The organism is Sorangium sp. So ce381 (assembly GCF_051473845.1).
GTDB lineage: Bacteria > Myxococcota_A > Polyangia > Polyangiales > Polyangiaceae > Sorangium > Sorangium atrum.
Genome location: NZ_CP150336.1, coordinates 9,137,997 through 9,164,829, shown reverse-complemented (window position 1 = coordinate 9,164,829; position 26,833 = coordinate 9,137,997). Strand labels below are relative to the sequence as shown.

Below are 26,833 nucleotides of genomic sequence, written 5' to 3'. Positions count from 1 at the left end.
GAGGCTGGCGTCCGGGCCGATCGGCTGGCGATCCCGTCTGGGCCGTCGAGCCGTTCTTGATTTGTGAACCGCTGGCGGAGCGAGCGGGTGCTCACGCGCCTGGTCTCTCCTCCAGCGAAGCCGGTGCGCGAGCCTAGCACGGGTCTCCGCGCTTCGAACCGCTGCGTTGCCGGTGCGGAGGATGGGTGGTATGGGTCCACTCGAACCGGGCTGTGGACCGCCGCCACCTGCCGCAGAGAGCGTGGCAGCCTTCAAGGGATCAACGCTATGGGCCGCATCGGACCGCTTGAAATCGCCCTCCTCGTAGGCCTCGCACTGCTCCTCTTCGGCGCGGGGAGGATCGCCGACGTCGGGAAGGGGATCGGCGAGGGCATCCGGAATTTCAAGAAGGGGCTCCGCGACGACGACGAGGAGGCGGCCAAGCAACTCCCGGCGAAGCCCGAAGAAAAGCAAGAGGATACGCACAAGCCCGTGTAGCGCCCGCGCTGGAACGCGGTGCTCGGGCCAGCGAGCATCGACGTCGGTCGACGCTCGCTGGAGCGCGTCTATACTCGATCGCCGTATGCCTCACCGACCTATGGAGCGCATCGCCAAGGCGCTCGTCGTGTCCGCCGCGTTCCCGCTGGCAGCGTACTTCGTCCTTCAGTTCGGCCCTGGCGGGCTCTGGCGCGGGTTCGAGCCCGCGCTCGCGGTCACCGGGCAGGTGGCCAAGGCGCCGTACGACCTCACCCGCCTCGAGGCCGTCAACGAGACGCTCAAGATGATCCGGGACAAGTACGTCGAGCCGGATCGCGTCAAGCCGAAGGAGATGCTGCTCTCGGCGCTCAACGCCGTCCAGCGCGACGTCGCGCAGGTGATCGTCCTCAACGAGGATCCCAACGAGGTCACCGTCCGCGTCGAGACCAGCGAGAAGAAGTTCCGGATCGACAACATCCAGGGCCCCTGGGACGTCTCCGCGCGCCTCCGCGAGGTCTTCACCTTCCTCCAGAAGAACCTCCGCGGCACCGAGGTCGATCTGCGGGACGTCGAGTACGCCGCGTGCAACGGCATGCTGCACACGCTCGACCCGCACTCGACGTTCCTGAGCCCCGAGGCGTACAAGGAGATGAACCTCTCCACGTCGGGCGCGTTCGGCGGGCTCGGCGTCGTGATCTCGATCCGCGACCAGATGCTCACGGTCCTGAACCCGATGCCCGACACGCCCGCGGGCAGGGCGGGCCTCAAGCGGCTCGATCGGATCGTGAAGATCAACAACGAGTCGACGCTCAACATGCCGCTCGACGACGCTGTGCGGAGGCTCCGCGGCGATCCGGGCACCCCGGTCACCGTGTGGCTGACCCGCGAGGGCGAGGGAGGGTGGCAGGGGCCGAAGGCCTTCGAGCTGACCCGCGAGGTGATCAAGGTGAGGTCCGTCGAGTCGCGCGCCCTGGAGGGCGGCGTCGGCTACGTCCGGCTCAAGACGTTCCAGGCCACCTCGACCGCGGAGCTCGACGCGGCGCTCGACGGGCTGCGCAGCAAGGGTCCGCTGAAGGGGCTCGTGCTCGATCTGCGCGGCAACCCGGGCGGCCTGCTCGATCAGGCCGCGCGCATCGCCGACAAGTTCCTCGCCGACGGCGTCATCGTGTCCACGGTCGGCGCCTCCGAGGGGCGCGAGGAGAAGCGCGCCAAGGGGCCGGGCACCGAGCCGCTGTACCCGATCGTGGTGCTCGTGAGCGGCAACAGCGCGAGCGCGAGCGAGATCGTGGCCGGCGCGCTGAAGAACAACGATCGCGCCGTCATCGTCGGCTCGCAGACGTTCGGCAAGGGCAGCGTGCAGCTCGTCTTCCCCGACGTCACGGCCGAGAAGGCGGCCCTCAAGCTCACGATCGCGCAGTACCTGACGCCGGGCGACATCTCGATCCAGGGCGTCGGCGTCACGCCGGACATCGAGCTCGATCCGATGACGGTCGACGAGCTCGAGATGGATCTCACCGTGCAGAAGGATGGGCTCCGGGAGCGCGATCTCTCGGCGCACCTCTCGAACGCGCGCGCGGCGGCCGCGGGCAAGCCGTCCGAGGTCGTCCGTTACCAGCTCACGAGCGCCGAGCGCGAGCAGATGCGGGAGCGCGGCGGCGACATCGACGAGGACTTCTCCGTCGACTTCCCCATCCGCTTCGCGCGGGATCTCGCCGCGCGGATGCCGCCCTCCACGCCGAGGCTCCAGCAGCTCCGGGCGATGCACGACTACATCGATCAGGTCGGCAAGGAGGAGCTTGGCAAGGTCGCGGCCGAGCTGACGAAGCTCGGCGTCGACTGGTCCGACGCGCCCGAGGGCGCCACGCCGGCGGCGAAGTCCGAGCTCGACGTGAAGGTCGAGACCGATCGCCCGAGCGCCGAGGTGACCGCGGGCCAGCCGATGGAGCTCCGGGTCACGGTCAAGAACAACGGAAAGCAGCCGGTCTACCGGCTCCGTGGGACGACGGAGAGCGACAACCCGTACTTCGACAGCAAGGAGCTCATCTTCGGCAAGATCGGCCCCGGCCAGACGAAGAGCGCGAAGGCGCCGCTCGGCTGGTGCGAGGTCGAGGGGCGGAAGATCGGCTCGACGAAGCCGAGGAAGGCGAACGAGAAGCGCGTCTGCACGATCCCGATGGACGCCCTCTCCCGGAGCGACGGCCTCAAGGTGAAGTTCGAGGTCGCCGCCGCGGCGGAGCCGCCGGCGGTCGAGATCCGGCCCACGGTGCGCGCGCTCGACCGGCCGCTCTTCCAGTACGCCTATCAGATCGCGGATGACCGCGAGGGCAACGGCGACGGGCTCATCCAGAAGGGAGAGCGGGTCAGCATGTACCTGACCGTCAAGAACGTCGGCAAGGGGCCGTCGTACGAGACGCAGGCGAACATCGCGAACCTCTCGGGCGACGGGCTCATGCTGCACGCGGGGCGCTTCGACATCTCGAACATCAAGCCGGGCGACGTGCGCAAGGTGGTCTTCAGCTTCGACGTGGAGCAGCAGCTGTCGGAGCCCGAGGCGACCCTCACGCTCTCGGTCGGCGATCGCGATCTCCGCGAGTTCGCCAGCGAGAAGGTGAAGATCCCGATCTCGCCGCGCATCCAGCTGAGCGGCGGCGGCTCCACCATGAAGGCCGGGGCGGAGGGGGCGACCCTGCTCCCGTCGCCGGAGGCGAGCGCGCGCGGCTTCGGCCGGCTCGCGGCGGGCGCCGTGGTCAAGGTGCTCGGCGAGGTGCCAGGCGGGTTCGTCAAGATCGACCTCGGCGCCGGGCGCTTCGCGTTCGTCGCCGCGCGCGAGGTGACCCCTGGCGGCGGGCCGGCCCCGGCGGCCGTCGCGTTCGAGGACCTCTACTCGCACGCGCCGCCGACGCTGGACATCGCCGCGGCGGCGCTGGCGACGAGCGCCGGCACCATGAAGATCACGGGGACGGCGTCGGACAGCGAGCGGCTGCTCGACACCTTCATCTTCGTCGGGTCGCGGAAGCTCTACTACAAGTCGAACCGCGACGGCGCCGACCCGAAGAAGGCCGAGTTCTCGTTCGAGGCGCCGCTCCGGCCGGGGGTCAACGTGATCACCGTGGTCGCGCGCGAGACGCCCGACACCACGACGCGGCGCACGCTCGTCGTGCGCAAGGACGGGCCTGACGGCTCGATCCTGAAGACCCCGAAGTCCGACAACCCCGTGGACGATTGGATTGCGGACCGCGGCGGCGAGGAGTAGGCCGCTGGGGAATGGACCAAGGCGACGGCGACATGGACGACCGCGGTGACGGGCGTGACGGGCGTGACGGGAGTAGAGGGCGGGGCTCCGCCGGGCTGCCCTGCCCGGCGAGGATCTGGTAGCCTCATCACGTGGGACTCCTCGCCTGGCTCGGCCTGAAGCAGGGGGGCTCGTTCCCTAACCTCGACGCCCTCCTGACGGAGCTCCGCGCGGCGCTCCCGGACGACGAGGCGGTCGTCCTCCGCTACATCGCCACCGTCATCGTCCTGCTCGGCAAGGTCGCGTGCGTCGACGGCCGCTTCTCCGACAAGGAAGACGAGCTGCTCCGTGAGCTGCTCACGCACGTCGACGGGCTCGCGCCGAGCGGCGTCGAGGCGGTGTTCAACGCCCTGCAGGGCAAGCTGCCCGCGCTCCAGGAGGGCGAGGTCGACCGCTGCTACCGCGAGCTCAAGGCGCTCTGCAACGCGAGCGAGCGGGTGGAGGTCGTGCGCCTCTTGATCCGGCTCGCGGCCGCGGATGGCGCGCCCACGCCGGCCGAGCGGGCCGAGATCGAGCGCATCGCCGAGGAGCTCGGCGTCTCGCTCGCTGACATCGAGCCGGACCTCTCCGTCGAGGCCGGCCCTCAGGCCGGCTCTCCGGCGCCGCCGGACGACCGGAGCGATCCGGGCGGCGAGCCCCCGGCTTGATCAGGCCGCAAGCGCGGCCCGGCTGATCCGTCGCGCGTGTCGTGCAGCCGCCGGGCGCGAGCGCCGCTCAGCAGATCGCCGCGCGCGTCGCGCTGCCGCCGGGCGCCAGCGCCGCTCGGCTGATCAGTCGCGCGCGTCGCGCTGCTCGGCGCTGCCCTCGGGGCTCGGAGCGCGGCTCGCGAGGCCGAGCGCCCGTCGCTGCTTCAGCGCCGTGAGCGCCACGAACAGGACGAACAGGACAGCCCCGAGAACCGCCACGAGCACGCCGAAGTTGAAGAGGTAGTGCGCGCCCTGCGCGCCCCCCACCCCCATCAAGAAGATGCCGAGCAGCGCGATGCCCGCGCCGATGACGGGATCGGGGCCGACGTCGTTCTCCGACGTCGCACGCGAGAGCCCGCTCCCCTGGACCCCGGAAGCCTCGTTGCTCATCGGATGGCTCACACGAGGAGCTTAGCAAACTGGTCAACCGCCCGAAACCCGCCAGCGCTGGACCCGGGCTATGCTGCGCGGGTGAGCACGCCCACCCACCCACGAAACGACCGTCCCTCTCCGCCCGCGCCGTCTGACTTCGCCGGGCGCCGCGTCATCTGCTTCGAGAGCCGCCGCGCCTCCGAGATGGCCTCGCTGATCCAGCGGTATGGCGGTGTGCCCGTCACGGCGCCCACGCTCCGCGAGGTGCCCATCGAGAGGAACGAGCGCGCTCTCGACTTCGCGCGGCGCCTCGCGGGCGCCGAGTTCGACGTCGTGATCCTGATGACCGGCGTCGGGACCCGGGCGCTCGTGGCCGAGGCGGCGCCTGCGCTCGAGCCGAGCCAGGGCGGCGGGGCGTCCGACGCTGACGCTGGTGCGGACGCCCAGGGCGTATCTCTCCTGGCGGCGGCGCTCTCGTCCGTGCAGATCGTCGCGCGCGGCCCCAAGCCGGCCTCGGCGCTGCGCGAGCTGGGCCTGACCCGCTTCATCACCGTCCGCGAGCCGAACACCTGGCGGGAGATCGTCGAGGCCGTCAGCGCGCTCGGCGACCTGAGCGGAAAGCGCATCGCCGTCCAGGAGCACGGCGCGCCGAGCCACGAGCTTTACGCGAGCCTCTCGGCGTCCGGCGCGCACGTCACGCCGGTGCCTGTGTACCGCTGGGCGCTCCCGGAGGACACCGCGCCGCTCCGGCAGGCGCTCCGCCTCATGGCGGACGGCGGCGCGGCGATCACGCTCTTCACGAGCCGCGCGCAGGTCGAGCACGCGCTCCTCGTGGCGGCCGAGGAGGGGCTCGTCGAGCGGCTGCGCGCCGCGCTCGCGCGGGGCGTGGTGGCGTCGATCGGGCCGGTCTGCACGGAGGCGCTGCGCGCCGAGGGGATCGAGCCGGATTTCGAGCCCGAGCACCCGAAGATGGGCCACCTGGTCAAAACGGCGGCCGCGCGCGCGCTCGAGATCCTCGCCGCGAAGGGAAACCTGGGCGACGCGCCCCTGGCGGCTCAGTCCTCGTAGTCGTCGTACGCCTCGTCTTCGTCGGCGGAGCGCGCCACGGTCGCCGGCCGGGGCGTGGGGCTGGGCTCTGCGCCGGCGGCCGCGCGCTCATCCATGTCCGCGTGGCCCCTGTCGATCAGCTCGGCGCGGTAGAGCACGCGCCCGTCCTCGGCCGTGATCTCACCGCCGACGTCGCCCCAGGCGAAGTCGTCGCTCTGGAGCGTGCGCATCGTCGCCTTCGTCTTGCCGATGCGCACGCGGAAGCTGGTCCGCTGGCACGGGATGGAGGAGCCGCCGACCTCGACGTTCACCGCCTCGCTGCCGAGCACGTCCTCGTTCTCGTCGGCGGCGAGCGCGGTCTTGGCCATCATCGCGTCGTAGGCCGAGAGGGTCGCCGGCCGCTCCGCGCCCTCGTCGATCCACGCCGCGCCGAGGATCTCACCGCGCCTGCTGGGCTCGTCGCTCATGCGGACCCGCAGCGCCTCGGTCTTCTTGCCGTCCTCGAGGGTCACGTCGACCACGAGGACGTCCCCCTCGCGCGCCACGACCCGCTGCGTGAGGAGCAGCGGCGTCTTCCTGAAGCTGCCCGAGAACCGGTAGGCCACATAATCGCCGGGCTTGCGCGCGCCGGACGCCTCGTCGGCGATCGGGCCGCGCTCGTCGAGCGAGCCCTTCGCCCGCTGCGGGACCTCGCGCCGCGCTTGCGCCGCCACCTTGGCGGAGGCGTCCTGCGGGCGACCGGATCGAGCGTTCGTCTCGATCCCGGCGCCGCAGCCGGCAGCCAGGACCGAGGTGAGGGCGGCGAAGAGGAGCGGTCGGTTCATGCCCCTCCGGTACCGGAGAGCGCCCGCCGTGGCCCAATTTCTGTCGTTTCCAGGGCGTACCCGCGCGGCCGCGCGCGCGATGCGTTCAGGGCAGCTTGCCGCTCGGGAGCATATCGTCGAAGGCGGCGTCGAACTCGTCCGCGATCATCTCGGCGCCGACGGCGCGCGCGGCCGGCTTCGGGACGTCGATGCGGCGCAGCCGCTCCGCCACGCTGCCGCGCGGGTCGCTGTAGCTCGGGCTCATCCGGGCGACGCGCTGGAAGTAGTAGAGCGCCTGCTCGGGGACGCCGCGCATCTCGTAGGCGTTCGCGATCTCGTAGGTCAGCGCGAGCTCCTGCTCGACCGTCTTGTGCGAGGCGTGCAGCCCGCGGATGAGCGCGTCGATGCCCGCCTCGATGTTGCCCATCTGGAGGTGGGTGACGCCGATCATCGATTGGCAGACGCACTCTCGCCCGGGGTCGCGGGCGGCGAGCTCGAACTCGCCGATCGCGTCGGCGTAGAGCCCCATCTCCTTGTAGGCGACGCCGAGATCGTAGTGCGTCGACGCGTCGGACTCGGAGATCTGCGCCGCGACGCCCGCCTTGAACTGCTCGAAGACGCTCTCGACGCTGATCTGCCGAGGATCGTCCTGGACGCCCGTCACCGAGCCCGGAACGACCTCGAGCTCGTCGATCATCTTGAGCGACTCGGCGATGTCGAACGCGCGATCCTCGTCCGGCCGCTCGCTGCCGCGCGGGACGGCCCGCGTGCCGCTCTCGTTGTCGGTCGCCGCCCGCACCACCCCCCGCGCGTCCGAGGCCAGCTCCGTGACCTCGCGCAGCCGCTCCATCAGGAGCGGGTGGTTCGGCAGCCGCGCGAGCTGCTCCTCGAGGATGTTCCGCGCCTCGTCGAACATCCCGTGCTGCGCGAAGAACTCGACCTCCTCGAGCGCGTCCTCGTCGAGCGCGTCCGCGCGCCGCAAGGACCCCGGCGGCACGGAGCGGCCCGACGCCGGCCGGACCGACGCCGGTCGGCCCGACACCGGGCTGTACAGGGCAGGCGGCGGCGCCGCGAGCACGGGAGGGGGAGGTATCGAGGACGCCGGGGGCGGAGCCTGGGACGCGGCGACGGCCAGGGGGTGCTCGGGCACACGGCTCGGGTTGACCGAGGCCGTCTCCTCCTCCTCCTCGTCGATGGCCTCGAGCTCCTCGACGTCCTCGACCTCTTCGACGTCCTCGATCGGGAAGCTCGGAAGCGGCGGCTCGTTCGCGAACGGGTCGTCGAGGTGCGTGACGAGCTCGGGCCGCCGGGGGAGCGCCTCGACGACGCCGTCTTCGTCGAGGGTGTACGCGGGCAGCGGCGCGTCGGGGTCGTAGAGGTCCTGGCTCGGCACCTCGGACGCGTACGCGTCGTTCTCGCCGGCCGTCGGCGAGGCTTCCGGCTCGGCGTGCTCCTCGTCGGCGAGCTCGTCCTCCTGCGGGACGGCGTAGCCGAGCAGGTTGAGCATCTCCGTGGCCTGCGCGTTGCCGGGATCGAGCAGCAGCACCTCGTCGAGGAGCCTCGCCGCGTCGTCGACGGCGTCCTCGCTGGCCAGCTGCTGCGCGAACGCGAGCATCTGCTCGACGGCGGCGTCCTGATCGCCCGCCTCGATCAGGACATCGCAGAGCTTCTCGCGCAGCTCTCGAGCGGCCGGCAGCCGGGCGACGCCGCCCTTGAGCAGGGCGACCGCCTTCTCGTACTGCCGGTCGCGCCGGAGGCTCTCGGCGTGCGCGACGAGCTGGCGCGGGCTCGCGATCGGCGACGTCGAGGGCTGCGACGCGCGGAGCGGGATCGGCACCGCGGACGCGGGCTCGTCGTCCTCGACGTCGAGCTCCTCCGCCTCCTCGTCGTCCTCGCCCTCGTCGAGCTCGACGTCGATCGACGCGCGCGTGCTCCTCGACGAGGGCGCGATCTGGGAGGCGAGCTGGCGCACGCCCTCGTCGTTCGGGGCGCGCGTGATCAGGGCCGAGACGAGCGCGGCGAACTGGTCGACCCGCCCGGCCTCCTTGGCGATGCGCGCCGACTCCTTCTGCACCTCGATCGCCTTGGCCGGCTGCCCGAGCAGATCGAAGGCGCGGGCGAGGAGCGCGAGCGTCTCCAGGTCTCGCGGGTTCTCCTTGAACGCGATCTGCAGCTTGGTCAGGGCCGACATCCCGTCGCTCGGGTCGCCGCGATCGAGGTAGATCTCGGCGGCCATGCGGGCGAACCGGGCGTCCGGGCGGTGCTGCAGCAGGCGCTCGACCACCTTCAGCGCGTCGTCGCGCCGCCCGAGCTTGAGCAGGAGCTCGGCCGCCGTCCCGAAGCGCTGGATCGCGGCGTCGTAGTCGCGGACCCGGATCAGCGCCTCCGCGAGGCGGAGATAGGCGAGGGGGTTGTTCGTGTCGAGGTCGACGACCCGCTTGAAGATGTCGATCGCGTCGCGGTCGCGCCCCGCGCGGAGGAGGCGCGTCGCGACCTCGTCGTAGGCGGCGAGCGCGTCGCTCGTGAGCCCGAGCTGCGTGTAGATCTCCGCGAGGCGCGGGACGATGTGGCCGAAGCGATCCTCGTACTGCGGGACGTGCTTGTGGATGATCTCGCGGATCTGCTTGTAAACGGCGATCGCTTTGAGCGCGAAGCCCTGAAGGGAGTAGAACTGGCCGACGCGCTCGTAGGTGGTGATCGCCTCGACGTACTCCTCGGTCTTCAGGTAGAGGTCGCCGATCTTGAGCAGCGTGCGGACGTCCTTCGGATCGTCTGCGACCAGCTTCTGGTACTCGACAATGGCCTTGTCGAAGCGCTTCCGCTCGACAAGCTTCTGCGCGGTCTGGAGTACCTTGTCGCGATCGACCGCCACGGCGATGGGAATCTCCTGCTGAGGGCAGCAAGGCGTTGCTCGGGCGCCTCGTCGGCATCCCTCACCTCGCCTAAAAAACACCTAGCCAATCCCGCCACCACGTACAAGCGCGCGGCACCGGAAGTTCCGGAAGCTACCGCGAAGGTGCTTGTTTGCAGTGTGCGGCCCCCCGGGGCCCCTGTCTGGCGACGCGGCGACCGCCTGGCGCGGTGGCCGCGAGCCCCCGCCCCGGTCGGACGCTGGGCGGTCCGGTCGAGGCGCGTCGAAGAGCGCGCCCTACCCTGTAGGAACGCGCTGAACGGCCGGGGATTCGCGAAGATCGCGGGGAAGGTGGCGAGCGCCGCCATTCCCGCGAAGACAGCGTTAAGCCTAGCAGTCGAGCGGCCTTGTTGCACATTTCGTGAGATCTTCTGCGATCCGCCGACCCGCGGCCGCTTCGCTGGCGGTCGTGCGACCCCGCGACCCCGCGATCACGGCGTGGGCGTCGGGCCTGGTGGGCACGCGGGCGATGTATGCGCGCCGCGCCGGATGAAAGGGCAGGGGGTAGGTCGCGAGCTCGGCCGTCGCCGGGGGCGAGCGCGGGCGTCGGCGGGAGGGCGCTCCGGAGCGCCGCCGTTTCTCGACCGTCCCGGCGAATGGACCTAGAGTTGGGCACCATGTCGCGCAGCCAGGCCTACCGTGCCCCGTTCGCTCCTGGAGAGGAAAATGCCGTCGACGCCGCGCTTTGCGAGCGGCTCCTCTCCGTCGCCCTGTCCAAGGGAGGTGATTACGCTGACCTCTTCTTCGAGTACCGCGCCGGAGGCGGGTTCACCTTCGACGAAGGGATCCTGAAGGCGGCGTCGCGCGGGGTGTCGATGGGGGTCGGCGTCCGCGTCCAGCGAGGAGACGCGACCGGGTACGCGTACACGGAGGACCTCACCTGGGACGCGATGCGGCGCGCGGCCGAGACGGCGGCGCAGATCGCGACGGGCTCCGGCGGCAAGGAGAAGATCGAGCTCAGGCGCCGCGAGCTGCCGACCCGCTACGAGCTGCCCAGCATCTCGCTCGACGCCCCCGGGCTCGCGAAGCGCGCGCTGCTCGAGCGCGCGAGCGCCGCGGCGCTCGCCTACGATCCCAGCATCGTCAAGGCGGAGGCGAGCTTCGTCGAGGAGGTGCGCGAGGTCCTCGTGGCCACGAGCGACGGGCGGATGGCGCACGACGTCCAGCCGCTCATCCGCTTCGGCGTGCGGGCGCTCGCCGAGCGCAGCGGAAAGCGCCAGGAAGGCTCGAGCGGCGGCGGCGGGCGCATGACGACGGCCTACTTCGAGGGCAAGTCGCCGGAGTGGCATGCGGAGGAGGCCGCCCGGCAGGCGGTCGCGATGCTCGACGCCCGCGACGCGCCCGCCGGCGAGATGAACGTCGTGCTCGCCCCGGGCGACAGCGGCATCCTGCTCCACGAGGCGGTGGGGCACGGGCTCGAGGCGGACTTCAACCGCAAGGGGACCAGCAACTACGCGGGACAGATCGGCAAGGACGTCGCGAGCCCGCTGTGCACGGTGGTGGACGACGCGACGCTCCTCCAGTCGCGCGGCACGATCAACGTGGACGACGAGGGCCACGAGCCCGAGCGCAGCACGCTCATCGAGAACGGCAAGCTCGTCGGGTACATGCACGACCGGCTCTCGGCCCGGCACTTCGGGCTCACGCCGACCGGCAACGGGCGGCGCGAGAGCTTCGCCGCCGCGCCGATGCCCAGGATGACGAACACCATCCTGCTCGCGGGCCCGCACGATCCCGAGGAGATCGTGAGGTCCGTGAAGCGCGGCGTCTTCGCGAAGAAGTTCGGCGGCGGCCAGGTCGACATCTCGAACGGCGATTTCGTGTTCTCGCTGACCGAGAGCTACCTCATCGAGGACGGCAAGCTGACCGCGCCGCTCAAGGGCGTGAACCTCATCGGCAACGGCCCCGAGGTGCTCCGGCGCGTCACCATGCTCGGCCACGACGTCGCCGTCTCCGACGGCATCTGGACGTGCGGCAAGGACGGACAGAGCGTCCCCGTGGGTGTTGGCTGCCCCACAATCAAGATCGATCTCATCACGGTCGGCGGAACGCGGATCGGCTGATTTTCAAGGCTGGAACGCCGGGCGGAAGGTAAGCACGACAGCGGGATTGGTGGGTTTAGCGCGGTGCGTCTTGCCGGCCCGTCGTGACACCCGTATACGGGGCGTTCATGGCGCGTCGCTCGTTCATAGCCATCGTTGGACACGGACCGGATCTGGAGCGCGACGAGGGTGCCGCATCGGTCTTGCGCTCGCTGGGCGCTGACGTGCGGACCCTGGATCTCTGGGACGATCCACCGCGGCTCTTCCACGACGACGAGAGCAAGGCACGGGCGATCGTCGTCGAGGCGCTCGACAGGCCGGATCTGGCCGCCGCGGCGCTTCGCGCGCTGCGCCGCGAGCCGCGCCTCGAGGAGGTCGGCGCGCTGGTCGCCGTGAGCGTCGCGCAGATCGCGCGGATCGAGCCGTCCAGCGGCTTCGACGACTTCCTGCTCGTGCCGTACGTGCCAGCCGAGCTCTACGCGCGCGTGCGCCTCGTCGAGTGGCGCCGCAGCGAGTTCGCGACCGAGGAGCGGGTGAAGGTGGGCGCGATCGTCATCGACCGCGCGGCCCATGACGTCTCGGTCGGCGGCATGCACGTGCCGCTCACCGCGAAGGAGTTCGCGCTGCTCTCGTACGTGTGCGAACGCCGCGGAAAAGTTGTGTCGCGGACAGAGCTTCTCCGCCGTGTCTGGGGCAGCCAGTACGAGGGCGGCGCGCGGACCGTCGACATCCACGTGAGGCGCCTCAGGGCGAAGCTCGGCGCGGCGCTGCCGCTCGTCACGCTGCGCGGGGCCGGGTACCGCCTCGAGTCGCCGATCCCCGGCGCCGGTGGCCCCGAGGGCGGCGACGCGAGCAGGGCGCTCCAGCGGAGCGGGGCCGGCGAGGAGGCCCACGGCGACGAGCGCGGGGAGCTGCGCGACGAGGACGAGGACGAGGAGAGCGACGACGAGGGCGACGAGGACGGGGACGGCGAGGACGGCGAGGACGAGGAATCCGCGCAAGCCAAGCGGCGAGCGGGGCCGTCTGCGCACGACGCTGCGCCGCCCGGGCGCGAGCGGCGCATCACCCGATGACGTCGCCGGTTCGCCGCAGCGGCGCGCGAGCGGCCGCCGCCGCGGCGGCGCGCGGCGGCGTCCGCTCGCGCGCCGCAGGGCCGCCGATCGTCGCGATCAGCGTCGGGTGCCCCAGCGGGGTGGGCCCCGAGGTGGCCGTGGCCGGCGCGGCGTCCGTCGAGGGCGCGCGCTGCGTGCTCGTCGGCGATGAGGCGATCCTCCGGCGGGCAGCGCGGCTCGTCCGGGTCGCGGCCCGCCGGCTCGTCGTGGTCGATGGGCGCGCGGCCATCGAGCAGCTCGCGCCCGGCACGATCGGGCTCTGGGCGGGCAGCGCGCGGCTCTCGCGGCCGAGCGCGTTCGGTCGGCCCGAGGCGGAGGACGGCGCGGCGCAGCTCGCGTGGATCGACGCGGCGACGGACCTGGTCCGCGACGGCGTCGCTGCGGCGCTGGTCACGGGGCCCGCGTCGAAGCACGCGATCGCCACGAGCGGCGCGCCGGGGTCCGCGGACTTCCTCGGGCACACAGAGCACCTGGGCCGGCGGCTCCGCGCGCGCGAGGTCACGATGGCCTTCGCCTCGGGCAAGCTCGTGACCGCCCTCGTGACGACGCACTTGCCGCTGCGCGAGGTGCCGGAGGCGGTGAGCCCGCGCGAGGTGGCGCGCGCCGCGGTGTGGCTCGCGCGGCTGCTCGGCGATCTCGGCCGCGAGAAGCCGCGCGTGGCCGTCGCCGCGCTCAATCCGCACGCTGGCGAAGGCGGTCTCCTCGGCGACGAGGAGCAGGTGCGGATCACGCCGGGGATCCGCCTCGCGGCGCGGCGGCTGGCGCGCTCGGGCTCGGCGGCGGAGCTGACCGGGCCCGTCGGCGCGGAGACGGCGTTCCGGCTCGCGGCGCGCGGCGCGCTCGACGGGGTCGTCGCCATGTACCACGACCAGGCGACGATCCCGAGCAAGCTCCTGGGCTTCGGCGAGGCCGTGAACGTCACGCTCGGCCTGCCGATCGTGCGCACGAGCGTCGATCATGGCACCGCGTACGATCTCGCGGGGACGGGCCGCGCCGACCCGCGCGGCATGCGCGAGGCGATCGTGCTCGCGGCGCAGCTCGCGGCCGCGCGCGCGCGCTGACGCGGCGACACGCCGACCCGCGCCGACGCTGGGCGCGGGCGCAGGAAGGCGCGGCTCAGCGCGCCCCGGGGCGGCCGCCGAGGTGCGTGAGCAGCCGCTCGAGCGCCGGCATGCTCACGCCGCGCTCTCGGCCCATCTCGAGGACGGTGGCGCCCATCGCGAGGTGCTGCGCGTGGAGCTTGGGGCCGAAATGCACGTCGAGGAACCGCAAGAACTCCGGGGCCAGCAGGCGCACGAGCGCGATGCCCGGCTTCAGCGTGAGCGGCCCGATGAACCGGAGGAGGAGCTTCGTCCACGGGGCCACCTTGCCCAGCCGGTCGGCGAGCGCCACGGTCTCCCTTGTGGCCTCGACCACGGTGCCGAGCACGGCGTCGTTCTCGAGGAGGGCGCTCGCCCCGCCGCCCGCGTCGATGGCGGCGATCAGGGGGAAGAACGCGGTCGTGGTGGCCACGTTCTGCGCGCCCACGTCCGGCTCGAGCCGCGCCGGGACACCGGCGCTCGTGAGGCGGCGCGCGAGCTCCTCGAGCAGCGGCCGTTCGGCGGGGGCGCCCCCCTCTTCGTCGATGAGCGTGGGCGCGAGCTCGGTGATCCAGGCGCGGACCACGCCGCGCTCGTCCAGGTAGCCCGAGACGCCCGGCATCGCGGGGGTGATGCGGCGCTGGGCGGCCTCCTCGAGGTCGGCGCGCTCCCTGGGCAGGAGCGGCGTGAGCACCACGGCGGGCGCGGCCGGGCCGCCACGGAGCAGATCCGCCACCGACCTGCCGCCCGCCCCGCGCTGCGCGGCGCCGCCGAGGTCGGCGCGAGGGACGAGCTGATCGAAGCGCACGGTGATCAGGACGACGTCCGCGTCGGCCGGGATCTCGGCCGCGAGGCGCGGGCGATCGAGCGTGTCGCGTCGATCGGCGCCGTTCACCTGCTCGACCACGAACGGCCGTACGTCGTCGACGCGCTCGGGCCGGACCACGAACGTGACGTCGTCTCCCTGGGCGGCGAGGCGCACGCCGTAGATCCGCCCGAGCGCCCCCGCGCCCACGATGGTGACCCGCATGGCTCCCCCGTAGCCTGCGCGGCGCTCGGGGAGAAGGGGGTGGCTGTCGCCGTCGATCGCGGCGGATCCCTCAGAACGTCCGCTTCGAATCGATGAGGATGGTGACCGGGCCGTCGTTCTCGACGAATACGCGCATGTCGGCGCGGAAGCGGCCCGTGGCCACCGTGAGGCCGCGGGCCCGCAAGGCGGCGACGAAGCGATCGTACAGCGCCTCGGCGCGCACGGGATCCATGGCGCCGTCGAAGCTCGGCCTCAGGCCGCGCCGGACGTCCCCGAAGAGCGTGAACTGGCTGATCGCGAGCACGCCGGCGCCGCGCACGTCCGAAAGCGCCCGCGACATCTTGCCGGCGTCGTCGCTGAACACGCGGAGGCCCGCGATCTTGCCGGCGACGTGGTCGGCGTCGGCGTCGCCATCGTCCTTCGCGGCGCCGACGAAGGCCACGAGGCCGCGCTCGATGGCGCCGACCACCTGGCCCTCGACCTCGACGCGCGCGCCGAGCGCGCGTTGAACGACCGCGCGCATCGCTAGCGCTGCGCGGCCGCGCTTCGGCTCGGCGCGGCGGCGGGCTCCGCCCCGGTGCCCGCGCTCAGCCCGAGCTCGCGCATCAGCTTGGCCGTGAGCTTGAAGTAGGTGCCGCGATCGTACGGCTGGTTGAGGATGTGGAAGTCCTTCCGGACGAGGCCCACGCAGCCGAAGCAGTAGGTGCAGCCGGTGCAGTCGACCGAGCGCACGAGGTACGACGACTGCGTGCACCGCTCGGACGCGACGCAGTGGCTGCACGCGATGAGATCGCGGCAGCCGCGGCAGTGCGTGCTGTCCGAGGAGCGCTGGGTGTCGACGCAGTAGTGGCACCGCTGCAGCGCCTTCGAGTTGCGGCAGAACGTGCAGTCGACGCAGCGCTCGCACGACACGCACGCGACGCACCGCTCGTTGCCGGTGCCCGTCTCGAACGTCTGGATCAGCTTGCGGAGCTCGGCCTCGAATTCCGCGCGCGTCATTCCGCCTCGCCGCTCGCTTCGGAGATGTCGCCGCCCGCGCTGCGCCGGGGCGCGCCGTCCGCGGCCGGGGCCTCGGGCCTGCCGCTCACCTGGCGGCGCAGCCGCTCGGCGGCCTCGCGCGTCGCGGGCTCCTCCGCGAACTCCTCGATGCGGCGGAGCCGCGACTCGAGCACGGCGCGCCGCTTCGGCAGCTCGCCGACGAGGATGCCCGCGAGCTCGTCGATCGCCTCCTGGATGCGCTGCTCGTCGCTGTGCTCGAGCAGCTGCAGGTACACGTCCTGCTCCGCGGGGAACGCGTGGCCGGCGCGGAGGAACTCGTTCGCGGCCTTGGAGATGTTGGGCCGGCCCGACGCGCAGAGCAGCTTCGACAGGAGCCGCTGGCGCTCGACGGCCTTCGGGTCGCTCTGCGGAGGCGGCGCGAGGACGATGCGCCCCGGCGCCTTGGACGCGGCGTCGCGTCCGGACTTGACGCGCCCGCCCTTGCTGTCCTCTGCCTCCGGCTCCTTGCGCGGAGAGAACAGCGCCTCGAGCGCGGCGCGGTGTTGCTTGGCTGCCCGCCGGTCCTCGCCGGTCTGCGTCGGACGCGGCAGCCCCGCGCTGTTCGGCTGACCACGGCCATAGGCCGTGTGGAGCTCGGGATTGTGCCAGACCTTGGTTGCGTCTCTACGAATTCGGCGCATGTCGTGCCCCTGGTGACCTCGGAGCGATCATGGACGCGCCACCGGGTTCGGCTTCCGCATCCCGCGTGTGGCGCCCCGCTTGCATCGATGGTGTGGTGAATGAGGCTGGTGCGTGTTGGGCCGGGCGCTTCCCCCGCGATCCGCGATGGCCCGGACGATGTTGCGCAAGGGACGCGACGCCTATCTCCGCGCTGATCACGCTGGCCGCGTTGATCGTGAAGGTAGGGCCACGCCGCAGTGCGTGGTGCGCCGGGCGATACCCGACCGCGGACCGCGTGACGAGGGGCTCTGCCCCCATGCACCCCGGAGCCGCGCTCACGACCCGACCGCAGTCGCGAGGCAGCTGGTTCCTACCACAGCCTTTGGTCAGCGCCGCAGAAAATTGGGCTGCCCTCCGCACTTCATGCCATTCCTGTCCTCAGGGTTCGGTCCCTTCTGAGCTTGCCTTCCGAGTCTCCCTTCCGAGCTTTCGAGCTTCCGCGAGGGGCGTCTCGGAGACGCCGTTTCGAGGTTGCCGGTCTCGTCCCAGGTCGATTCAAGAAGCGGACCGCCGACTGCCCTTCCCAATCCCCATCCTGCGGACGGGCGGCGACGCCGTGTCCTGGAGATCTGCTTCGTGGTGGATGGCACTCGCACCCGACCCGACTGGAGCTTTCCATGATGAGCCTTCGATCCGTGAGCAGTGCAGGCGCGGCGCCGCGGGACGCAGGGGGAGCTGTGCGCAGGGGGGAGCCGCGTGCGCGCCTGAGGCGTGCTCGCGCGGCCGCGCTCTCGGTGCTGGTGAGCATCGCGGTGCCGGCGATCCTGGCGGGGCCCGTCCGCGCGGAGCCGCTGCCCGGGGCGCACGCCGCTGCCGAGAGGTCCGGGGAATCCGGGGAAGCGGAGAGCGTGCAGACCCGTCGGGATCGCGCGCCAGCGAGCCCTGCAGGTGCGGAGCGAGCTCCGCGAACGAAGACGCGGGAGAGCTCGCACCATGGCCGTGCGAAGAGCGCGTCGGCCGCGACCGGTGACGAGAAGACGAGCGGGGCGGGGGACCGGAACCGGACGGGGACGGCTCGCTCCCGCGGGAAGGCGCCGCACGCGGCTGCAGACGCGGAGGAAAACGCGGGCGGTTCGGCGAAGGCGGGCGGCGGGAAAAAGCGGGTCGCCAAGAAGAAGGCAGGCGGCGAGAAGAAGGAGAAGAGGCGGGCCGCCCGCACGGTCGAGAGCAAGCGGCGCGGGGCGAAGAAGGGGATGGAGCGGGAGGCGCCTCCGAAGCCGTGCCACGGGCCGGTGCTCTCGATGGATCGCAGCGGGCTGGAGCCCGAGCGCCTCGAGCTTGTCGACTGCAAGGGGAAGCCGCGCGAGGAGGCCCGGCGCGCCCTCTCGTTGCTTGCGCGCCCGTGGGGCACGCCGCGGCCGATCCTGCCCGACGAGGGCGCGCCCGCGCGGAGGCCGGAAGCGGCGAGCCGCAAGGGGCGGCGCGCTGGCGATGAGCCGCGAGCCGCGGGGAGCAGGGCGAGCGCGGTGCACGCGGGGGAGGTCGCGCCCGGCGTGCGGCTGCTCGATCCCGGGCTGCTTTCCCGCATCGACGCGCTGGCGCGGCGGTACCCGGGCCGGCTCGTGTCGCTCGTGAGCGGGTACCGGCCGCAGAGCCAGGGCAGCCTGCACCAGACGGGGCGGGCGCTCGATCTGCGCATCGCCGGGGTGAGGAACGACGAGCTCGCAGCCGCCTGCCGCGCGCTCGCCGACACGGGCTGTGGGTACTATCCGAACAGCTCGTTCGTGCACGTCGACGTGCGCGCGCCAGGGACGGGGAGCGTCTCGTGGATCGATGCGTCCGGACCCGGCGAGGCACCCCGCTATGTGACCGCGTGGCCGCCGCCGCAGGACGAAGGGCGAGGGGCGACCGAGGGGATGCCCGGCGAGGACGCGGAGGAGGTGCTCCGGCGGGAGCGCCGCGACAGGTCTGCGAGCGCGGCGCCGGAGAAGATGGCGGGCCCTGTGTCGGACAAGGCGAGCGCGGCGCCGGAGAAGGCGAGCTCCGCTTTGGAGGCGGCGGGAGCGGCGCCGGAGAAGGCGGCGAGTGCGGCGCCGGAGAAGGCGAGCACCGTGCCGGAGAAGACGGCAGCGGCGCCGGAGAAGGCGGGCGCCGCGCCGGAGACGGCGGCGAGGAGCGCGCCGTAGTAGTGAGGCGGGATGGGTATCACGATTCCTCGCCGGCACGCCTCGGCGCTCGCCGGTACGTTCGGTCCGCTCGCGATCCATCGCCACGAAGTCATGGCCGCGGGCGCGTCTTATCCCGCCTTCACGCTGGAGCTCGCCGACTGGATCTCGGTGGCCGCGATCACGGATGAAGGCCAGTTCGTCCTGGTGCGGCAGTACCGGCACGGGGTCGACGCGGTGACCATCGAGACGGCAGGCGGCCTCGTCGATCCAGGGGAAGAGCCGGCGGCCGCTGCGCCGCGCGAGCTCCTGGAGGAGACGGGGTATGCTGTGGAGTCGCTCGAGACGCTCGGGTGGGTACACCCGAATCCCGCGCTCCAGGCGAATCGCTGCTTCCTCTACCTGGCGCGCGGCGCGCGGCGGGTCGGTGAGCCCGAGGGCGACGAGCACGAGAGCACGGAAGCGGTCGTGATGAGCCCAGACGACGTGATGGCAGCGATGCAGGACGGCCGGATCAGCCACTCGATCGCCGTGATCACCCTGCTGCGGGCGCTCGCCGTCGCGACCGCGGCGCCGCGCTGACCGCATGATTCGTGGGAACGGCCTGTCCGCCGACTCACACGATAAACTGCGCTATCGACGTCCAGCGTGGGCGAGAGCACTCGCATCTATGCGGGCCGGTTGACACGGTCGGACCCGTCGCGTCTTGATGCGCGCCCTTCGCGGGGCCGCCCCGGGAGCTCGGGAGCGGCGCGGCAGAGCGCCGCAGTGGACCTCACGGGAAAGCCATGGAGACCCGATCGATGAGCCGTGTTCTTCGGCCGACCGTTTTCTTCTCTTGCATCGGCGTTGTCCTGCTCGCGGGGTGCATGAGCTCCTCGCCTGCTCCGCTCGACATGGTGGCCACCACGGACGACGATGGCGGTGGGAGCGTCGGAGTCGGCAGCGCCGCCGCCGGACCCGGCGGCTCAGGCGATACGCCGGGCGCCGGCTGCGACGAGCTCTCGCTGGAGCTCCAGAGAGCGCTCGACGCGGCCGTGGAAGCGCAGCGGCTGCCCGGCGCGGCCGCCGCCGTGCACCTCGGCGGGTGCAGCTGGCTCGGCGCCGCGGGGGTCGCGGACACCGAGGTGGACGTGGCCATCCAGCCCGGCGATCTCTTCCGCGCAGGGAGCATCACGAAGACCTTCGTCTCCACGCTGGCGCTGATGCTCCGCGCAGAAGGCCGGCTGTCGCTCGACGACGCCGTCTCCGCGTACGTCGGCGGCGTCCCCCACGGAGAGCAGATCTCCGTGCGACAGATCCTGAACCACACGAGCGGCGTCTTCGACTACACGGCGCTCGACGACTTCTGGACCGCGGCCCTCGACGATCCGAAGCGCACGTGGACGCCCGCGGAGCTCATCGAGCTCGCGGCGTCGAAGCCGCCGTATTTCGAGCCAGGACGCGGCTTCGCCTACTCCAACACGAACTACATCATCGCCGGCCTGATCGTCGAAGCGGCCTCGGGAGAGCCCATCGGCGAGCTGCTCCGCAGCCGCGTCCTCGAGCCGGCGGGGCTCGCGCACACGTACCTCGACGGCGCCGAGGAGGCCGTGCCGGGCCTCGTGCACGGTTACGGGCGGAGCCGAGGGGAGCTCGTCGAGATGACCTCCGCGATCGACGCGTCCGCGGCGGGCGCGGCGGGCGCGCTGGTCTCGACCACGGGTGACCTCACGAGCTTCTACCGCAAGGTGCTCGACGGCGCGCTGCTCGGCCCCGCCGAGCTCGAAGAGATGACCGCGTGGGTCGACACGCCCCTCGGCGAGGTCACCGGGTACGGCCTCGGGCTGTTGCGCCGGGAATCTCCGCTCGGCGTCCTGGTCGGTCACGACGGCGGTATCTGGGGCTTCACGTCGTCGTCTTATTACGCGGTCGACAAGGATGCTTCTATCACCGTGCTCGTCAATCTCGAGGGCGGCGATGTCGGCAGGATCGTCGATGATCTGTCGAATGTCCTGATCACGCCCTGAGCTGGGCAGGGGGCCGTCGCGACGATAGCGACGCGCTCAGGCCGGTGCCGGTCGCTGTCCACCGCGCGCACACGCGACGCCCCGCGGCGTGCGAGGCGCGCGCGGCGCCGAGCCGTGGTTATCAGGAACCCGCGCCGCCGCGCGCGACACCAGCGGTCCGCCGCGAACGGGCCTCACGCTTGCATCGCCATGGACGCAGCCTGCACGGGATGACGCCCGGCAAGGCGCTCGCATCGTGAAAGGATTCCGTGATGAAGCTGGTGAAAGCGCTCGGGGCCCTGGCGCTGTCCGGAATGGCGCTCGGCACCGCGCAGATCGCTGCTGCGGAGAGCACGACACCCATCCAAGATCTCGTGCTCGTCGAGGAGACAACGAGCTCGGACTTTCCCGACGCCAGGATTCCCCCCGATGATGCCCCTTATCATGGGCATTTCCGGCCGTTCAGGCCATTCTGGCCATACAGGCCGTATGGGTACTTCCGGCCGTACAGGCCGTACAGGCCGTATGGGAGCTTCCGGCCGTTCAGACCGGTCCGGCCCTACGGGGACTTCCATCCCTACGGGCGGCCCCATGACCACGGGCGATCGGAGGCAGCGCCGGCAGAGGACCCCTCCGGGCCGATCATGAGCCTCGGAGAGCCTCGCTGACCTCGATCCAGGAGCGGCGCCTGGGCGCGGCGGGCCCCGTTCGTCGCGTCGCGCTGTGTGGAAACCGTAGGACCGGTCCAGCCGGAGAACCGATGACTCCGCGCGCGCGCCGCGGGGGAGGTGCCGGTCCTCGAGCGCGGGGGCCGACGGAGGGAGCCTCATGGGTGGAAGACAAGGACGTCGGCGCCTCGCCCGGTTGGCCATGGCCGCGGCGGCAGCGCACCTCGGCATCGTCGTGCTCGGGGCGCTCCAGGTCGATCTGCACAAGGCGGGGCGGCTCGGCCAGGCAGTCGCGTATTACGGGGCGCTCTCCGGGGCCGACAGCGGCTACAACTTCTTCGCTCCCTCGGTCAGCGCGCTGCCCTGGGCGAGGTTTCAGGTGACGGACGCGCGAGGGAGGGTGATCTCCGACGTCCTGGAATCCGGGGCGAACCACGAGGCGGATCTCCGGGTCAGGAGCATCGTGGCGCTCTTCATGACCGAAGAGGACGAGTCGCTGCGACGCTCGCTCGCGGCCTCGTGGGCAGGCAAGGTGCTCGCGAGGCACCCAGGAGCCGCGAGCGTGATCGTCCGGCTGGACGTCTGCGATCTCCCGTCGATGCAGGAATACCGCGAGGGCAAGCGGCCGACGTGGGGCCTGATCTACCAGGCGAAGCTCGTCCCCCAACGCAGGTTCCAGGCCGCCTCGCGCGCGAAGGGCGGCGCGCCGTGACCGTGAGCAGCGAGCCGAGCGGCGCCTCGGGCAGGGCCGGGCTCTCCCCGGTCTCCGCGCTCGCCTCGGCGGCCTCGGCGATCGAACGCTTCGCGCTCGCCCCGGCGTCCGCGGCGCCCCTCGCGGCGCTCCGCATCGGGCTCGCCGCCGTGCTCCTCACCCAGGCGGCGCTCGTCGCTCCGCTGCTCTTCGATCTCTACGGCCCCGCGGGCATCCTGCAGGACCCGCTCCGGGACGCGTTCACACCGCGCGAGCTGCCCGGCATCGGCTGGCTGACCGAGCTCCTCGCCCCGCTCGGGATCGGCGAAGCCCCGATCCTCGTGGGCACCGGAGCCGTCTACGCGCTCTCCCTGGCCGCGCTGCTCTGTGGCTTCAGGACGAGGGCCGCTGCGCTGCTCGCCTGGAGCACCCACAGGATGCTGATGGTGACGGCGGACCCCACCGTCTACGGAGCGGACGTGTTCGCCAACATCTTTCTTTTCTATCTCGTCTGGGTGCCCTCCGGCGCGGCGCTGTCCTTCGATCGGCGGGGGCATGGGTCACGGCGCGCCCTCGCCTGCGCGCCCGACGAGCCGACGCCTGCCGCGCGGCTCGGGCTGCGCGTCGTCCAGCTGCACCTCTGTGTCGCCTACCTGGCGAGCGGACTGGAAAAGGCGGCAGGCCAAGCCTGGTGGAACGGTGAGGCGATCTGGCGCTCGGTGATGCTCCCGGAGTATCGCCAGCTCGATTTCTCCTGGCTGGCGAGTCACCCGTGGGTCGCGCAGGCCGCAGGGTGGTCCGTGCTCGCCGTGGAGCTCGGGTACGCCTTCCTGATCTGGCCACGGCTCACCCGGCGCGCCGTCGTCGTGGCCACCTCCCTGCTGCACCTCGGGATCGCGGCCTTCATGGGGCTCGGCGTGTTCGGCGCCATCATGCCGGTGCTCACGCTGGCTGCCTTCGGGGTGCCGGCGGAGCCCCGCTTGCCCTCGCCGCGGCCCGCGCTCCCGCGCGCCGGAGGCGGCTGAGCTCCACGTGCGGTCGGGCGGCGGGGCGCGGCGCGCTCGGCCCGATGGCGTATGCTGCGCCCGATGCGCTCTCACGACGCGGCCCGCCCCGGCGCGCCGCAAGCCGCCCCCTCGCCCGCCGAGCTCTTCCATCGCATCTTCGAGCTACTCGCCGACATGGAGGGAGCGCAGAGGGCCAAGGTCATCGACCTCGCGCGGCGCCTCATCCCCACGCTCACGGCCGAGGACATCCGCAACCCGCACGACTTCCCCGGCCTCGACGACCCCGACTGGCACTTCGAAGACGGGCAGCTCGCCGGCATCGAAGCCGTCCGGTTTGCACTCCGCGGCCTCGCGAGCGATGTTCTGGGGGATGGCGAAGGGCGCGAAGCGCGAGAGAGACCCGAAATCGGCGGCCAGCCCGGCGCGAGCCGCGAAGGCGGCGGCGCGCAAGGCGGATGAGGCGTTCTATCAGCCGTTCGCCACGCTCCGGCAGCTGAACAAGCCCAAGGCCAAGCCGGCGCCCGAGGCGAAGACCAAGGCGACGGCGTCCTCGCCCGAGGCGAAGACCAAGGCGACGGCGTCCGCGCCCGAGGCGAAGACGAAGGCGAGATCGACCGCGCCTCCGGGCACCGGCGCGGCGCCGCGGGCAGGCGCCGAGCAGGCGCCGCGGCCCGTCGACCCCGAGACCTTCGCCATCTACATGGCCGGCGTCCGCGTGCTCGAGGATCGCGCGACCCGGATCCCGGTCACCGCCAGCCGCGTCGAGCGGGCCGCGCTCCCGACGATCGCGTTCGACCCGGACGAGGACGCGCGCTCGCGCATGCGCTCGCTCGTCATCGAGGGGATCAAGTTCGAGACCACGGACGACAGCGAGCGCATCGAGGGCCGGCGCCTCGACGTCGATCCGCGCGAGCTCAGGCGGCTCCGCCGCGCCCGCTACGCCGTCGACGGCACCCTCGATCTGCACGGCCTGAGGCTCGAGGCGGCGCGCGAGGCCGTCGAGGCGTTCGTCTGCAAGCGGCAGCGCGACGGAGACCGCGTCGTCGCCATCGTCCACGGCAAGGGCAACCACTCGCCCGGCGGTCACGCCGTGCTCCGCGGCGAGATCGCCGCCTGGCTCAGCAACGGCCGCGTCGCCCGCCACGTCGCCGCCTTCGCGACGGCCCCGGACGTGGAGGGCGGCGCAGGCGCGTTGCTCGTGCTGCTCACGCGATGAGGTCGGCGTCGCGCGCCGAGCCCGGCGGAGCGCCGGGGCACGGGTCGCAGCCGAAGGCGCGCGCGCCGCGCCGCGCCCTCGCGCCGGCCGCCGCGCTGCTCGCCCTGGTGCCCGCGTGCGCGCCGGCGCCGGCCGCGCCCCCCGAGCCGCCGAGGCCCGCGCCGCCCGCGCAGGCGGCGTCGACGCTCGGCGACGGCGAGCTCGGCGAATACCGCTCGGAGCGCTTCGATCTCCGGCTCCCGCTGCCCGACGCGCGTGGCTTCCGCGTCGAGGACGGCGAGGGCCCCTGGCTCGTCGCGACCCACGCCGCGTCGTCGACGTCGCTGCTCGTGCGCACCTGGCGCGAGGACGGCCGCGCGAGCCGCGCGGCGTGCGAGGCGCGCGCGCGGCTCTGGCGCGACCTGCCGAGCCCCGGCGAGGGCCTCACCGCCGCCGAGCGCCGGATCGACGTGCCGGAGGGGTTCGACACCGTCGTGGCGATCGGCGTCGCCGACACCCCGCCGGGAGCGCCGATCGACGGCTTCGCGGTCGCCTTCGGCGGCTCCGGCCGGCGCTGCTTCGCCTTCATCGCGGAGACGCGCGCCGCGGGGCCCTCGGCGGAGCAGCTCGTGGCGGAGCGGCTCGCCGCGGTGGTCGAGATCTCGCTCGGCGGCCTCCGCCTCATGCGCGAGACCGCGCCCGCCGTGCCGCGCGAGCCGCCGCGGTGAGCCGCCGCGGTGAGCCGCCGGCTCAGCGGTAGACGCCGCTCCGCGCGCGGGACTCGAGCGCCGCGGCGAGCTCCTCCTCGCCGATCGACCAGGCCTCGGCCGACAGCGCGCGCGCCTCGACGGGCTGGAGCGCCTCCACCGCGTGCGGCGCGAGGCGCAGCCGCGACAGCGACAGGAGGCGCTCGAGCGCCTCGGACGCCACGCCACCCTGGAGCTCCTGCCGCCACGCGCGATCGATCGCCTCGAGCCGCGCGGGGCTCTTCCACGCGTCGGCGATCACCACGCGGCCGAGCCGCGCGTCGATGGCGTCGATCCCCGTGGGCAGCGCGACGATCGCCTGCTGCGCCGCGCGCGCCGGGTCGCCGAGGCCCAGGGAGAGCAGCGCGCGGGCCGCTTCGAGCAGCCGCGCCTCGTCGGGCCGGAGCGCGGCCCGATCGACCGACGGGAGCCGCTCCAGCGCGGCCGCGTAGCGCTCGCGGCGCGTGGCGTCGATCACGGCGGCCAGCGCGCGCAGGACCCTCGCCGTCGGCGGAGAGAACCACGGATCCGCGCCAGCGCGCGGACGCTGCGCTGGGTCCTCGAGGTCGAGCGCGGCGGCGCGCCACAGCGACGCGCGCGCGTCGAGGACGGCGCGCGTCGCCTGCACCGCGAGCACGAAGAATGTGACGGCGGGGAGCAGGCCCTTCACGCCCCAGATCTCGCTGAGGAAGTAGCTCGCCGCGACGATCGTCGAGAGCGCGAGGAACAGCACAAGCCGCCGCCGGCGCCTCGCGTCATCGCCCGCGGCGCCGATAGCCCCGTCCGTCGCGCCGACGAGCTCGGCGCACCACTCGAGCAGCCACGTGAAGGCGGATCCCACCTCTGCGGGATCAGGATGCCCTCCGCTAGGCCTCCGCGCGAGGCTTTTCGATCTCCGCGCAGAGCGCCCGGGTGAAGTCGCCTGTGCTCGCGGTACCGCCAAGGTCGCGCGTGCGCACCTGGCCGGCCCGGTAGAGCGTCGTCAGCGCCCGCTCGATCCGATCGCCCGCGTCGTGCTCGCCGAGGTGCCGCAGCATCATCACGGCGCTCTGCACGAGCGCCGTCGGGTTCGCGTAGCCCTTGCCCGCGATGTCCGGCGCCGACCCGTGCACCGCCTCGAAGACCGCCGCGTCGTCGCCGATGTTCGCGCCGGGCACGATCCCGAGCCCGCCGACCAGGCCGGCCCCGAGGTCCGAGAGGATGTCGCCGTAGAGGTTCTCCGTCACGATCACGCCGAGCCGGTTCGGATCGCGGACCATCGTCATGGCCGCCGCGTCGACGATCATCTCGCCGAGCTGGATCTCGGGGTGCCCCACGGCCACCCGCCGCGCGCAGTCGAGCGCGAGGCCGTCGGAGATCTTCATGATGTTCGCCTTGTGGACGATCGTCACCTTGCTCCGGCCGTGCTTCTTCGCGTACCGGAACGCGAACTCCGCGATGCGCGTCGAGCCCCGCTCGGTCGTGAGCTTGATGCTCTGGGCCACGCCGGGCAGGATCATGAGCTCGAGCCCGGCGTAGAGGCCCTCGGTGTTCTCGCGCACGATGACCATGTCGACGTCGAACCGCGTGTCGACGCCCGGCAGGCTGCGGATCGGCCGCACGTTCGCATAGAGATCGAGCGTCTGCCGGAGCGTCACGTTGACCGAGCGGAACCCGCCCCCGATCGGCGTCGTCACCGGGCCTTTCAGGGCGATCCGGTTCTTCCGCACGGCGTCGATCACGGGGAGGGGGAGCGGCGATCCGGTCAGCTTCGCGACCTCGATGCCCGCGTGGTGGATCTCCCAGTCGACGGCGACGCCGGCGGCGGAGACCACATCCTGAGTCGCCGTCACGACCTCCGGGCCGATGCCGTCGCCCGGGATCAGCGTGATGCGATAGGCCATG

General features: G+C 72.5%; 25 protein-coding genes. 16 read left to right on the top strand and 9 right to left on the bottom strand.

Annotated elements, in window-relative coordinates; translation table 11 throughout:
- Positions 1-267: 267 nt before the first annotated feature.
- The 3 genes from WMF29_RS34305 to WMF29_RS34295 all read left to right on the top strand — a co-directional run bounded on the left by WMF29_RS34305 (position 268) and on the right by WMF29_RS34295 (position 4,395).
- Positions 268-477, top strand: coding sequence for a twin-arginine translocase TatA/TatE family subunit (locus tag WMF29_RS34305; RefSeq protein ID WP_272095380.1), 210 nt, complete (start codon positions 268-270; stop codon positions 475-477).
- An 85-nt stretch (positions 478-562) separates the two neighbouring features.
- Positions 563-3,709 carry an MXAN_5808 family serine peptidase gene (locus WMF29_RS34300; RefSeq protein WP_437324323.1) on the top strand — a complete coding sequence of 1,049 codons (3,147 nt, stop codon included), beginning with the start codon at positions 563-565 and terminating at the stop codon, positions 3,707-3,709.
- A 131-nt stretch (positions 3,710-3,840) separates the two neighbouring features.
- Complete coding sequence (locus WMF29_RS34295) at positions 3,841-4,395, top strand: TerB family tellurite resistance protein (RefSeq protein WP_437324322.1); 555 nt, start codon at positions 3,841-3,843, stop codon at positions 4,393-4,395.
- A 123-nt stretch (positions 4,396-4,518) separates the two neighbouring features.
- On the opposite strand, the gene WMF29_RS34290 is transcribed toward WMF29_RS34295, so the two are convergent.
- Complete coding sequence (locus tag WMF29_RS34290; protein ID WP_044966374.1) at positions 4,519-4,824, bottom strand: hypothetical protein; 306 nt, start codon at positions 4,822-4,824, stop codon at positions 4,519-4,521.
- Between the two features lie 81 nt (positions 4,825-4,905).
- On the opposite strand from WMF29_RS34290, the gene WMF29_RS34285 reads away from it, so the two are divergent.
- Positions 4,906-5,874: a uroporphyrinogen-III synthase gene (locus WMF29_RS34285; protein ID WP_437324321.1), complete on the top strand. Its 969-nt coding sequence runs from the start codon at positions 4,906-4,908 to the stop codon at positions 5,872-5,874.
- On the opposite strand, the gene WMF29_RS34280 is transcribed toward WMF29_RS34285, so the two are convergent.
- Positions 5,862-6,677, bottom strand: coding sequence for a hypothetical protein (locus tag WMF29_RS34280; protein ID WP_437324320.1), 816 nt, complete (start codon positions 6,675-6,677; stop codon positions 5,862-5,864). The genes WMF29_RS34285 and WMF29_RS34280 overlap by 13 nt on opposite strands.
- A gap of 85 nt (positions 6,678-6,762) precedes the next feature.
- Complete coding sequence (locus WMF29_RS34275) at positions 6,763-9,528, bottom strand: tetratricopeptide repeat protein (protein ID WP_437324319.1); 2,766 nt, start codon at positions 9,526-9,528, stop codon at positions 6,763-6,765.
- Positions 9,529-10,184: 656 nt separating this feature from the next.
- On the opposite strand from WMF29_RS34275, the gene WMF29_RS34270 reads away from it, so the two are divergent.
- The 3 genes from WMF29_RS34270 to pdxA all read left to right on the top strand — a co-directional run bounded on the left by WMF29_RS34270 (position 10,185) and on the right by pdxA (position 13,782).
- A complete protein-coding gene (locus tag WMF29_RS34270) occupies positions 10,185-11,630 on the top strand; it encodes a TldD/PmbA family protein (protein WP_437324318.1) in 1,446 nt (481 codons plus the stop codon).
- 203 nt (positions 11,631-11,833) lie between these two features.
- Entirely contained in the window at positions 11,834-12,682 is an 849-nt protein-coding gene (locus WMF29_RS34265; RefSeq protein ID WP_437324317.1) for a winged helix-turn-helix domain-containing protein, read from the top strand.
- Positions 12,679-13,782: a 4-hydroxythreonine-4-phosphate dehydrogenase PdxA gene (pdxA, locus tag WMF29_RS34260; protein WP_437324316.1), complete on the top strand. Its 1,104-nt coding sequence runs from the start codon at positions 12,679-12,681 to the stop codon at positions 13,780-13,782. Before WMF29_RS34265 ends, pdxA begins: the two co-directional genes overlap by 4 nt.
- Before the next feature lie 55 nt (positions 13,783-13,837).
- On the opposite strand, the gene WMF29_RS34255 is transcribed toward pdxA, so the two are convergent.
- From WMF29_RS34255 to WMF29_RS34240, 4 genes are all read right to left on the bottom strand, one after another.
- Positions 13,838-14,830 (bottom strand): ketopantoate reductase family protein, encoded by a 993-nt coding sequence (locus WMF29_RS34255; RefSeq protein WP_437324315.1) that lies wholly within the window; start codon positions 14,828-14,830, stop codon positions 13,838-13,840.
- 70 nt (positions 14,831-14,900) lie between these two features.
- Positions 14,901-15,353, bottom strand: coding sequence for a D-aminoacyl-tRNA deacylase (dtd, locus tag WMF29_RS34250; RefSeq protein WP_437324314.1), 453 nt, complete (start codon positions 15,351-15,353; stop codon positions 14,901-14,903).
- A gap of 2 nt (positions 15,354-15,355) precedes the next feature.
- Positions 15,356-15,829: a hypothetical protein gene (locus tag WMF29_RS34245; protein WP_437324313.1), complete on the bottom strand. Its 474-nt coding sequence runs from the start codon at positions 15,827-15,829 to the stop codon at positions 15,356-15,358.
- Complete coding sequence (locus tag WMF29_RS34240) at positions 15,826-16,509, bottom strand: hypothetical protein (protein WP_272095366.1); 684 nt, start codon at positions 16,507-16,509, stop codon at positions 15,826-15,828. The genes WMF29_RS34245 and WMF29_RS34240 overlap by 4 nt, the downstream gene beginning before the upstream one ends.
- Before the next feature lie 780 nt (positions 16,510-17,289).
- Here WMF29_RS34240 and WMF29_RS34235 point away from each other — a divergent pair.
- From WMF29_RS34235 to WMF29_RS34195, 9 genes are all read left to right on the top strand, one after another.
- The gene (locus tag WMF29_RS34235) at positions 17,290-18,675 is read left to right on the top strand and encodes a YcbK family protein (RefSeq protein ID WP_437324312.1); all 1,386 of its coding nucleotides are present in this window, start codon (positions 17,290-17,292) and stop codon (positions 18,673-18,675) included.
- Between the two features lie 12 nt (positions 18,676-18,687).
- A complete protein-coding gene (locus tag WMF29_RS34230; RefSeq protein WP_437324311.1) occupies positions 18,688-19,236 on the top strand; it encodes an NUDIX hydrolase in 549 nt (182 codons plus the stop codon).
- A gap of 221 nt (positions 19,237-19,457) precedes the next feature.
- A complete protein-coding gene (locus WMF29_RS34225; RefSeq protein ID WP_437324310.1) occupies positions 19,458-20,663 on the top strand; it encodes a serine hydrolase domain-containing protein in 1,206 nt (401 codons plus the stop codon).
- A 251-nt stretch (positions 20,664-20,914) separates the two neighbouring features.
- Positions 20,915-21,310, top strand: a complete 396-nt coding sequence (locus WMF29_RS34220; protein WP_437324309.1) for a hypothetical protein — start codon at positions 20,915-20,917, stop codon at positions 21,308-21,310.
- 160 nt (positions 21,311-21,470) lie between these two features.
- On the top strand, positions 21,471-22,022 hold the full coding sequence (locus tag WMF29_RS34215; protein ID WP_437324308.1) for a hypothetical protein: 552 nt from the start codon (positions 21,471-21,473) through the stop codon (positions 22,020-22,022).
- Complete coding sequence (locus WMF29_RS34210) at positions 22,019-23,026, top strand: hypothetical protein (RefSeq protein WP_437324307.1); 1,008 nt, start codon at positions 22,019-22,021, stop codon at positions 23,024-23,026. The genes WMF29_RS34215 and WMF29_RS34210 overlap by 4 nt, the downstream gene beginning before the upstream one ends.
- 63 nt (positions 23,027-23,089) lie before the next feature.
- Positions 23,090-23,467: a hypothetical protein gene (locus WMF29_RS34205; RefSeq protein ID WP_437324306.1), complete on the top strand. Its 378-nt coding sequence runs from the start codon at positions 23,090-23,092 to the stop codon at positions 23,465-23,467.
- A complete protein-coding gene (locus WMF29_RS34200; protein ID WP_437324305.1) occupies positions 23,379-24,224 on the top strand; it encodes a Smr/MutS family protein in 846 nt (281 codons plus the stop codon). Before WMF29_RS34205 ends, WMF29_RS34200 begins: the two co-directional genes overlap by 89 nt.
- A complete protein-coding gene (locus WMF29_RS34195) occupies positions 24,221-24,931 on the top strand; it encodes a hypothetical protein (RefSeq protein WP_437324304.1) in 711 nt (236 codons plus the stop codon). Before WMF29_RS34200 ends, WMF29_RS34195 begins: the two co-directional genes overlap by 4 nt.
- A gap of 22 nt (positions 24,932-24,953) precedes the next feature.
- Here WMF29_RS34195 and WMF29_RS34190 read toward each other — a convergent pair whose 3' ends face one another.
- Positions 24,954-25,790 carry a hypothetical protein gene (locus tag WMF29_RS34190; RefSeq protein ID WP_437324303.1) on the bottom strand — a complete coding sequence of 279 codons (837 nt, stop codon included), beginning with the start codon at positions 25,788-25,790 and terminating at the stop codon, positions 24,954-24,956.
- Positions 25,791-25,815: 25 nt separating this feature from the next.
- Positions 25,816-26,832 (bottom strand): isocitrate/isopropylmalate dehydrogenase family protein, encoded by a 1,017-nt coding sequence (locus WMF29_RS34185; protein ID WP_437324302.1) that lies wholly within the window; start codon positions 26,830-26,832, stop codon positions 25,816-25,818.
- Position 26,833 lies beyond the last annotated feature (1 nt).